At 37.1% G+C, this 10,081-nt stretch carries 15 protein-coding genes; 12 read left to right on the top strand and 3 right to left on the bottom strand.

What is annotated here, in order from left to right; genetic code table 11:
* Together ACXJIE_RS00705 and ACXJIE_RS00710 are read left to right on the top strand one after the other, a co-directional pair.
* A partial coding sequence (locus ACXJIE_RS00705; RefSeq protein ID WP_456479062.1) for a hypothetical protein occupies positions 1-222 on the top strand: 222 nt, incomplete at its 5' end.
* Between the two features lie 17 nt (positions 223-239).
* Complete coding sequence (locus tag ACXJIE_RS00710) at positions 240-929, top strand: hypothetical protein (RefSeq protein ID WP_456479063.1); 690 nt, start codon at positions 240-242, stop codon at positions 927-929.
* Between the two features lie 12 nt (positions 930-941).
* Here ACXJIE_RS00710 and ACXJIE_RS00715 read toward each other — a convergent pair whose 3' ends face one another.
* Positions 942-1,595, bottom strand: a complete 654-nt coding sequence (locus ACXJIE_RS00715; RefSeq protein ID WP_456479064.1) for a methyltransferase domain-containing protein — start codon at positions 1,593-1,595, stop codon at positions 942-944.
* A 53-nt stretch (positions 1,596-1,648) separates the two neighbouring features.
* On the opposite strand from ACXJIE_RS00715, the gene secG reads away from it, so the two are divergent.
* From secG to ACXJIE_RS00765, 10 genes are read left to right on the top strand one after another with little or no spacing between them, the layout of a single operon-like run.
* Complete coding sequence (gene secG / locus ACXJIE_RS00720) at positions 1,649-1,978, top strand: preprotein translocase subunit SecG (RefSeq protein WP_456479065.1); 330 nt, start codon at positions 1,649-1,651, stop codon at positions 1,976-1,978.
* Complete coding sequence (locus tag ACXJIE_RS00725; RefSeq protein ID WP_456479066.1) at positions 1,978-2,901, top strand: polysaccharide deacetylase family protein; 924 nt, start codon at positions 1,978-1,980, stop codon at positions 2,899-2,901. Before secG ends, ACXJIE_RS00725 begins: the two co-directional genes overlap by 1 nt.
* Positions 2,898-3,455, top strand: a complete 558-nt coding sequence (frr, locus tag ACXJIE_RS00730) for a ribosome recycling factor (protein ID WP_456479076.1) — start codon at positions 2,898-2,900, stop codon at positions 3,453-3,455. Before ACXJIE_RS00725 ends, frr begins: the two co-directional genes overlap by 4 nt.
* Before the next feature lie 18 nt (positions 3,456-3,473).
* Positions 3,474-4,091 (top strand): orotate phosphoribosyltransferase, encoded by a 618-nt coding sequence (pyrE, locus tag ACXJIE_RS00735; RefSeq protein ID WP_456479067.1) that lies wholly within the window; start codon positions 3,474-3,476, stop codon positions 4,089-4,091.
* The gene (locus tag ACXJIE_RS00740; protein ID WP_456479068.1) at positions 4,091-4,495 is read left to right on the top strand and encodes an HIT family protein; all 405 of its coding nucleotides are present in this window, start codon (positions 4,091-4,093) and stop codon (positions 4,493-4,495) included. The genes pyrE and ACXJIE_RS00740 overlap by 1 nt, the downstream gene beginning before the upstream one ends.
* Positions 4,485-5,531, top strand: coding sequence for an MFS transporter (locus ACXJIE_RS00745; RefSeq protein WP_456479069.1), 1,047 nt, complete (start codon positions 4,485-4,487; stop codon positions 5,529-5,531). The genes ACXJIE_RS00740 and ACXJIE_RS00745 overlap by 11 nt, the downstream gene beginning before the upstream one ends.
* 30 nt (positions 5,532-5,561) lie before the next feature.
* Complete coding sequence (locus ACXJIE_RS00750) at positions 5,562-6,527, top strand: ATP-binding protein (RefSeq protein ID WP_456479070.1); 966 nt, start codon at positions 5,562-5,564, stop codon at positions 6,525-6,527.
* Entirely contained in the window at positions 6,503-7,084 is a 582-nt protein-coding gene (rnhB, locus tag ACXJIE_RS00755; protein ID WP_456479071.1) for a ribonuclease HII, read from the top strand. The genes ACXJIE_RS00750 and rnhB overlap by 25 nt, the downstream gene beginning before the upstream one ends.
* A gap of 9 nt (positions 7,085-7,093) precedes the next feature.
* Positions 7,094-7,804 carry a glucosaminidase domain-containing protein gene (locus ACXJIE_RS00760; protein ID WP_456479072.1) on the top strand — a complete coding sequence of 237 codons (711 nt, stop codon included), beginning with the start codon at positions 7,094-7,096 and terminating at the stop codon, positions 7,802-7,804.
* Entirely contained in the window at positions 7,801-8,601 is an 801-nt protein-coding gene (locus tag ACXJIE_RS00765) for a mechanosensitive ion channel family protein (RefSeq protein WP_456479073.1), read from the top strand. The genes ACXJIE_RS00760 and ACXJIE_RS00765 overlap by 4 nt, the downstream gene beginning before the upstream one ends.
* On the opposite strand, the gene ACXJIE_RS00770 is transcribed toward ACXJIE_RS00765, so the two are convergent.
* Together ACXJIE_RS00770 and ACXJIE_RS00775 are read right to left on the bottom strand one after the other, a co-directional pair.
* Entirely contained in the window at positions 8,598-9,518 is a 921-nt protein-coding gene (locus ACXJIE_RS00770; protein WP_456479074.1) for a D-2-hydroxyacid dehydrogenase, read from the bottom strand. The two genes, ACXJIE_RS00765 and ACXJIE_RS00770, sit on opposite strands and share 4 nt — an antisense overlap.
* A 143-nt stretch (positions 9,519-9,661) precedes the next feature.
* Positions 9,662-10,081, bottom strand: a 420-nt coding sequence (locus tag ACXJIE_RS00775) for a restriction endonuclease (RefSeq protein ID WP_456479075.1), incomplete at its 5' end; no start/stop codon positions are given.

The raw sequence follows: 10,081 nt of genomic DNA on the forward strand, positions 1-10,081 counted from the left end.
TATCAAACGCAGTTTGTAAAAGAGATTTTTCCCAAAGTTATACATATTCCGATATACGAATATATTAATTATCCGGGTATGAGAGGGCTGTCTCCTTCTTCATGGAAAAAAGACCTTTATCTATTAGGGGACGGTACCGTTATGTTGATAATCGACACTGTAATTTACAAAACCTCCAACGGAAGCGCAATTAGGCTCTCATTCAAAAAAACCCCGGATTAACGTGTAAAACACTTTCCATGTATAAAGCGTCGTTTCAAACAAAAATCAATCCCTACTGTGCCAAAGAAATAACAAAAGCGGTAAAAAAATATCAAAAAACATACAGAAAATACGCCGACAGACAAATCAATATAAGTTTAAACAATTTAGCCAAAACCAAAAAGGAGGAAAAACAAAGCAATGCAAGATTTTGGGGTTCTGTAAACGATTCGGTGAATAAAAGTTTTAAAGACGCTAACAGAATATTAAGAAAAACGACAAACTCAACAAACAAATTCACAAACGGAGGAAAAGAAACTCCGGTAGATTTCGACGAACTTACCGAAGCGGAAAAAGCGGAATATATGAAAAACCACCCTCTAAACACAAATTCTCAAGGTTCAAAGGAAATGATAAAATGTGTAGCTTATAAGTTGTTTATAATACCTCTAAAATATGGAAAGCCTGAAAATCTCTGGGATAAATACGCCGTTTTCAGCAATAACAGCGCCGGAACCGTTTTATTTAAAAATGAAGTAAGAAATGAAATTCTTTTTAAAAAAGGTTACGGTATCGACAGATTTTCTAATCAATATTTTTACACAATAATACAATACACGTTTGTTTATGAAAAAAACGCCGGAAACTGCGTTCCTAAATGTAGCTCATATCACGGACAATACTGTCCTAATTACGATGTTATGATGGACTATTTAGAAAAACTCTAATTCTTTCTAAATTTAATAAATAACAATAATTTCGAATTCCAGAAAATCAACGGGGAAGTTTCTTAAAAACCCCCTGATTTTTGCCGGACTGACTCTGACATCGCCCCCGACACCCGAATATTTTATATATTCAAGCAGCTCTTTAGGATTTGAAAAACTCATTTCATAATACAGTTTTTCAACATTTGCCGGTCTTAACATCTCACAAGCTTTTAAAATTTCCCCTTCGGAGCATATCGGTGATTTGATACCCAAATGTTTATGAAGCGATTTGAACGTGTTTGAAGTGAATACCGCCAGCAGATAGCTTTTATTAAGATTTTTGATTTCCCCAAAAACAGATTCCAAATTATCCGCCCACTGAAGCGCCGAAAAAGAAACCAGCTGATCAAATTCGTATTTTTTTATCAGTTCAAAACACTCTTTTGTGTTAAAATCAGCTTTAACCGTATTGCACGGGTTTCTTTTGAGCATCTCCGCCGAAGAGTCGATTCCCAAATAAAAATCAAATTTTTTATACCTGCAAAGCCCTTCGCTTCCGCAGCCGAGATCTATAACCCTCTCTTTTACAAAAGGAAGGTATTTTTTTATTATTCTTTTCTGAATGACGTTGTATTCCCCGTACGTATGGGCAAACCTGTCAAAGCTTCCTGACTTTTTTTCCATTTTCCGTTTTCCATTATAAATTGTGATATAATTCTACCCAAAAAAGGTAAAAAATGACCGGTATTTTATTTACTGTTCAAATTGTTTTGGTAGTTGCTATAGTTATTCTGGTACTGCTTCAGAAATCTCAGTCCATGGGGCTCGGGGCATATTCAAGCTCAAACGACACGGTGTTCGGCGCAAAAGGCCCTATGAATTTTTTAACAAAAGCGACAATGATATTGGGACTCCTTTTCGTACTCAACACCCTTACCCTCGTATATCTGTACAACAAACAGGCAAACACTTCGGCACTTGACGAAGTTAAAATCCACAAAACGGCTCCGGCGCCTAAAACCGCCCCGGCCGTTCCGAGCGTTCCTCAGGCTCCGGCCAAACAGTAATGAGAAACCTGCTTTTTTTCATCCTGCCGCTTTGGCTTTTCGCCGAAGCTCATCTGTTCGTTTTACACAGAATAGACGACAACAGACACCCTTACACAAACACGTCTTCAAAAGAGCTTATAAAATATTTCGAATACATAAAATCACACGGATACAAGGCCGTAAAACTCTCGACACTCTTAAAAACACAAAAAGAAGGTAAAAACATAGACAAAATTGTTGTTTTTACAATAGACGACAGCTACAAAAGCTTTTACAAAAACGGTCTGCCGCTTTTTAAAAAATACGGCATTCCGTTCACACTTTTCGTCTACGGCAAGGCAACATCCCGAAAATGGGGAGATTTCATGAGCTGGAAGGAAGTTAAAGAGTGTACCAAATACGGGGAGCTCGGTGTTCACAGCTGGGCACACCCGCATCTTGCAAAGCTGAGGGATGAAGAAATAATAAAAGATACGAAAAAAGCAATCGCCGCTTTTAAAAAGCATATCGGCTACGTGCCTAAGATGTATGCCTACCCCTACGGGGAATACGACGAACGGGTAAAAAAAATAATCAACTCTTTTTTCCCGGTTATAGCCAACCAAAACCCGGGGGCGTACGCCCTCTCCTCGCCTCAAAACGACATAGACAGGTTCGCCCTCACAGGCACGGTGGACATTTCGAAAAAACTTAAAACCAAAGTTTTAAACATTAAAAACCTTAAGATAAAAAGAAATAAAAACACGATAACCGAAATCAGCGGATACACGGACAGACCTTATGTGAATATTTACATAACGAAACTCGGCTGGAAAGGCGTAAGGGTTAAAAACGGACATTTTGAATATAAACCCGGTTTCGAACTGAAAAAATACCGAAACCGTGTTATCATAAGATATAATTATGAAATGATTTCAAGATTAATTCTAAAGGAGGAATAATGGAAGAAGTATTTGAGTTTGCCAAAGAGCATATGGAAAAGAGCATTGAGGTTTTAAGAAAAGATCTAAACACACTAAGAACCGGAAAAGTGTCCATTCACGTTCTTGACGGGGTGAAAGTCGAATATTACGGAGCGCCGACTCCTCTTAATCAGGTGGCGAACGTAAACGCCGTAGATGCGACTACGATAGTCGTAAGTCCGTGGGACAAATCCATTATCGGCGATATAGAAAGAGCGATTCAGGAAGCAAACGTAGGGGCTAATCCGAACAACGACGGTGACGTTATCAAGCTTTATTTCCCTCCGATGACGGAAGAAGAGAGAAAAAAACAGGCGAAAAAAGCAAAAGAATTCGGCGAAAAAGCGAAAATAGCAATCAGAAACATAAGACGCGAAGCAAACGACGACATTAAAAAAATGTTCAAAAACAAAGAAATAACCGAAGACGATCAAAAAAGAGGGCTTGACAAAGTTCAGGAAATTACAGATTCTTTCGTGGCTAAAGTGGATGAAATAGTAAATAAAAAAATCGATGACGTAATGAAAGTTTAATCTAACGGAGAATTGAGAATGGATAATGGAGAATTAAAAGAAATATATGAAAACCAGGGGGCCCTTTTAAAGGGGCATTTTCTTCTAAGCAGCGGCAAGCACAGCGAATATTACCTTCAAAGCGCAAGGGTTTTAGAACACCCCGAAATTGCCGAAAAACTTGCGAACGAACTTGCAAAACAGATAAAAGAAGCCGGAATTGAAGTAGATACGGTATGCTCTCCCGCAATAGGCGGGCTGCTTGCCGGATATGAGCTGGCGCGTGCGTTAGGGGTCAGATTTATTTTCACCGAAAGAGTCAAAGGCGAAATGACTTTAAGAAGAGGATTTGAAGTAAGAAAAGGTGAAAAGATCCTAATCTGCGAAGATATTATTACAACAGGCGGGTCCGCAATGGAAGCCGCAGGGGAAGTTGAAAAAAGAGGCGCCGAGGTTGTTGCGTTTGCGGCAATCGCCAACAGGGGAGTGTGTAAAAGGATAAACGGAAAAAGCGAAAGAAAGAGTGAATGCAAACTTCCTGCCGACAAGCCTTTTTTCGCGCTTGACGATTTTGACTTCGAAGTGTATGATCCGCAAAACTGTCCTATGTGCAAAGCGGGAAGCACTCCGGTTAAACCAGGCAGCAGAGGAAATTAATGCCCTGCCCCCTTTGCAGTCCCGGAAACGAAAACGTAATTTTTCAAAACGGTTTTCTAAGGGTTATCCTCATTGACGAAATACCGGGATACATAAGGGTTATTACACAAAAACACGTTAAAGAATTCAGCGATTTAAGCGATCAGCAAGCAATTGAAATTATGCTTTTAGCAAAAAAAATAGAAAAGATTTTAATTGACACCCTAAATCCCGACAAAGTAAACATTGCGATGCTCGGAAACATGGTGCCGCACCTTCACATCCACATCATTCCGAGATTCAAAAACGACCCGTGGTGGCCGGGGGCGACGTTTTGTGAAAAACAAAGAGACTTTGATTACCCCGTAACACAAAAAGATCTGAACAACCTGATTACTTCAATAAAAGAACTAAATGGCAAATAAAACTTTTTTCGTTTTAAGTCTTTTTTATTTTCTTTTTTTCACCCTTATAGGCGATTACGTTATTTTTATGCCGAAATTTTTCAAACAGATAGGTTTCAGCGCGAAAGAGATAGGTATAATTTTTTCAATGATTCCGATTGCGAGGTTTTTAATCCCTTTCATATATCTTAAAAAACCGCTCACAAAATTCGATTATGTTTCGGCGCTTGTGCTTTCAACAGCAGCCTCTTTTTTACTTTTAACCCACAGTTTTTATCCGATTTTAATTGCTTTTTTTCTAATCGGTGTGAGTTTCAGCATCGTATTTCCGTACATTGAGGCAATAGCAATAGAAACGCTTAAAGAAAAATACGGCAAAACAAGGGTTTACGGGAGTATAGGCTTTATGCTGTTCGGAATCGTTTTTTCATACATAAACGGCAATCTGGTATGGCTTTTTATTATTTTAATGATTCTTACCAATATAACGGCCTTATATTTTTTAAGAGACACCAAAATCGTAAAACATTCCGCATCAATAAATCTTCTTAAAGAATGGAAGTTCTGGCTCGCCGTTGTATTTTTACAGATAAGTTTCGGAGGGTTTTACAATTTTTTCACCATATACAATTTAAACCACGGAATACCGAAAGAGTATATAGGATGGCTATGGGCAATCGGCGTTACGGCCGAAATATTTATTTTTATTTTCCAGCACAGGTTCATCGCCGGATTCAAACCGGTGTTTTTACTGAAAATTTCAATCGCACTTACGGCTTTGCGATGGTTTATGCTCTTTGCGTTCGCCGGCAACCTAACAATGGTAGCGGTATCGCAGTTAATTCACGCTTTTTCATTTGCCGTATTTCACACCTCGGCCCTTTTATATATTTCGAAACATTATACCAACAAAACGCTCGCCCAGCAGTTTTACGCCGGAATAGCTTACGGAATGGCGGCATTTACGGGAAGCATACTTTCGGGAATAATGTACGGGGAAAATCTGTTTTTGTACGAAAGTTTAATAGCGCTTTTGGGATTTTTGATTATGTTATAATACAAAACAACACAATAAAAAAGGAGCGTTTTGCTGCCGAAAAAAATACAGGACAGAAAAACAAAACTGAATTTCGAAAATACGGTTATTTCAGGGCCTAAGGGGGTGGGAAAAACATTTCTGGTATTCAGTTTTTTAGAAAGTTTCAACGGAAAATACAAATATCTGGATTTTGCGGACTACAGGGAAAAAAATTTCGATTTCGAAGGGTATGATTTAGTAATATTCGACAATTTCGACTTTTCAGTGGAAATACCCGAAACAACCGTATTTATAATAACCGATAAAAACATTGAAGTTGACGGTTTCAGACACATCCGTTTAAAAGGGCTGGATTTTGAAGAGTTCTTCTCTTTCGACAATTCCCAGAGCATTACGCACAGTTTCGATAAATTTTTAAAAACGGGAAATTTTCCGAGAAGCGTCTTTTTGGAGGATTATTTTAAAGAAGAGTATCTTAAAGAACAGTTCGAACTTCTGCCTTACAATAAGGAGATAATAAAATTCTATTTTTCACACATCGGCGAAAAATTCACGCTTTATCAGATTTACCAAATATTAAAAAAAAGAATAAAAATAAGCAAAGACCGCTTTTACAAAACAACGGGGGAACTGCTGGAAAAAAGAGTGATTTTCGAAGTTGACAAATTCAATTCCCCGAAATCCCCTAAAAAATTCTATTCTTACAATTTCGCTTTCAAAAACATCCTTACAAACAGAAAAAACATACTTTTAACGTTTGAAAACATAATTTTTCTTGAACTCAACGAAGATGAAATCTATTATAAAGACACCCTGAGCTTTTACCTGCCTCAAAAAGAATTAGGAATTATGGTTATGCCGTTTGCAAACGAAGAGATACTGAAAGAAAAACTCAAAAAAGTAAAAAACGTAAACAAAGTGCAGGTTATTACAATTTCGAACGAATTTGAATTCGAACATAAAAATTTTGAAGTGGAGGTAACACCGTTTTGGCAGTGGAGATTTGCGGAATAGATGAAGCCGGAAGGGGTCCTATAGCCGGACCACTCGTGGTGGCGGGATGTGTTTTTAGAATTGAGAATGGAGAATTGAGAATTGAGAATTATTTAGATATGTTAAACGATTCAAAAAAGCTCAGTGCGAAAAAAAGGGAGGAGCTTTTTGAAATTATTAAAAACACGTGTGAGTATCATATCGTTTTTGTAGACAATAAAACAATAGACGGAAAAGGGCTTTCTTTTGCAATAAAATCGGCGCTTACGCAAATCAAAGAAACGTTAAAAGCCGACAAATACCTTTTTGACGGTAACTCGAATTTCGGCGTTGAAGGTATCGAAACAATTATAAAAGGCGACGGTAAAGTTAAAGAAATCAGTGCCGCCAGTATTCTCGCAAAAGTCAGCAGGGACAGATATATGTCCGAAATTGCCGAAAAATACCCGATGTACAATTTTAAAAAACACAAAGGCTACATTACAAAAGAACACATCGAAGAAATAAAGAAACACGGATTCAGCGACATCCACAGAAAAAGCTATAAATTAAAAGCTTTGGAACCGACACTGTTTTAAGGAGAATGTTTGAGAAAATTTGTTTTGCTTTTATTTGTTATTAATCTGTACGGGGCGTTTCCCTCGTGGTATTATAAAGTTAAAGGCATTAAACGCCAAAAACAGGCTTTCGTCGAAATAATGCTGCCCCTGATACAGGCCGAAAACAGAAAAATAGAAAAACTGAGAAACACCGTTATTGAAATTTTTAAAGACCCTTATTTTTTAATGAATCCGAAAAAAGTCTCTTTTCTGGCCAAAATAGCCAAAACGTACAAAATAAAGCATATTACCGACGAAAAAGAGTTTTTAAAAAAAATAAACATAATTCCGGCTTCTTTAGCCCTTGCACAGGCCGCAATAGAAAGCGGATGGGGAAAAAGCCGATTCGTTAAAGAGGCTAACAACATATTCGGCCACTGGACATATTCGAACAAAGGACTTGCGCCTAAAAGCAAATACGACCATATAAAAATAAACTATTCGATAAAGATATTTCCTTCTCTCGAATCTTCCATTGCCGCATATATGAAAAACCTAAACAGAAACCCGGCATATAAAAAATTCAGGGATTTAAGGGAAAAATACCTTGAAGAAAACAAAACTTTCACGGGTCTTGCGGCGGCGGACACCATGATAAACTATTCCCAAAAAAAAGAGGAATATGTTAAACTGCTAAAACATATGATAAAAGCCAATAACTGGCAGAAATATGACAGGAAACCGAAAGGAACGGAATGAACGGATACATAAATTTAACACTTGAATACGGTCTGAAGGTTATAGGTGCCGTTGCGATTTATATAATGGGAAAATGGCTTTCGAAACAGTTTACCAAACTTTTCAGAAAAATGCTTGAAAAATCAAATACCGACATAACCCTGATAAAGTTTTTGGGTGATCTCGTATATTTCGGCCTGCTGGTGCTGGTGGCGATTGCAGCACTCGGTACTCTCGGGATTAACACCACATCTTTTGCAGCGGTCATAGGTGCCGCCTCTCTGGCTGTGGGTCTTGCCCTTCAGGGAAACATTGCAAATTTAGGCGCCGGTGTTGTTTTATTGTTTTTAAGACCTTTTAAGGTGGGAGATTTTGTAGAAGCGGGCGGGGCTGTAGGTGTTGTGGATGCAATAGGTATTTTCAACACAACATTCAAAACGGGGGACAACAGGATTATAATCGTTCCTAATTCCAACATTTTAGGAGGTAATATCACAAACTATTCCAGAGAAGCCGTAAGAAGAATCGATTTGGTAATAGGGGTCGGATATGAAGACGATTTAAAACTTGTAAAATCTACTCTTGAGGAAATTCTAAACAACCATCCTAAAGTTTTAAAAGACCCTGCACCTGTGGTGGCTTTGGCCGAACTTGCCGACAGCAGCGTCAATTTTAATGTAAGACCCTGGGTAAAAAGCGAAGATTACTGGGAAGTCAGAAGCGAACTGCTTGAGACTATCAAAACCACATTCGATGAAAAAGGAATCAACATCCCTTATCCTCAGATGGATGTTCACATAGATCAAAAAGCGGCTTAATTTCCGCTTTTTACAAATTCTTCAATATTCCTGTAAATCCCGCCCATAAGTTTTTTCCTTGCCTCTATGCTTGTCCATGCTATATGAGGGCTTAGAAGTGTTTTTTCTTTAAATTTCAAAAGAGGATTATCCGCATTTACAGGCTCTTTTTCAAATACGTCAAGTCCGACGAAAATATCTTTTTGTTCTAAAACTTCGGCAAGATCCTTTTCATTTATAATCCCTCCTCTTCCGAGATTTACAAGCACTGCGTTATCCTTAACGAGTGACAGTTTTTCATAATTTAAAAGATTTTTTGTTTTTTCGTTCAAAGGAGCGTGTACGGATATAATATCGCTTGTTTTTAAAAGTTCGTCAAGATCAACCCTTTTATATTCAGGATTGCTGTTTTTACCGCTTGTGGAATAATAGATTACATCCGCTCCGAAACTTTTTGCAATTTTAGCAACACCCCTTCCTATCTCGCCGAGTCCTATTATCCCCCATTTTTTCCCGTTAATTTCAAACCAGTTCAGAATATGTGTAAATATTTCGCCGTTTGGATATTTTTTGCGTGTGTATCCGTCAAAATAACAGACTTTGTTCAACAGTCCCAAAACAAGTGCGAATGTCTGCTGAATAACGGCATTTGTGGAATAACCGGCCACGTTTTTTACAATTATCCCTTTTTGCTTCGCATATTCCAAATCGACATTGTTCATTCCCGTAGCTGCAATCTGTATAAATTTAATATCCGCATTGTCCATAATGTTTTTATCGATTACAACCTTGTTGGTTACCGCTATATCAGCATTTTTCACCCTCTTTAACGTTTCGGAAGGCTTTGTCGTTTTATAAACCTCTACGTGTCCTAATTTTTCGAACCTTTCAAAATCAACGTCCCCCAGGGTCAAAGCGTCCAGAAAAACAATTTTCATTACGTTCCTTTAAGTTTTTCGATAATTATATCAAATCGGTTTATAAGTGTCTGTCACTCTCAGTTCTCAATTTTCAATTGTGCTATAATTATCAAAAAGAATATCTGTTAAAAGTCAAGAGTTTTAATGTGAATTGTGAATAATTATTTTTCCTTTTTAAAAGGAATTTGTATATATTCAACAAAAGGATAGTTGTCTTTTAGAAGATATTTTGCAGACTTATCGAGGTTTGAATTTGATGTTATATATAATCTTCTAACCTTTTTAAATCTTCTATATTCTATATGATTATAAAGAAATAAGTAACAATTTCCTAAAAATTCTTTTATCTCTTTATGACTTATTACAGGTATCTCCCAATTTTTACACTGTATTAATAATAGCTCATGTCCTTTTTGAGCTATTATATCTATTCCCTCATCTTTTTCTTTTTTTTCAAAATTATTTATTACTTCATATCCTTGATTTTTAAAATAGTTACTTACATAATATTCAAAATCTTTGCCTTGTTTGATTATGTTTTTTGGATAAAAATGATATCCGTTTAAATAATAAATTGTTTT

Source organism: Nautilia sp., assembly GCF_053994455.1.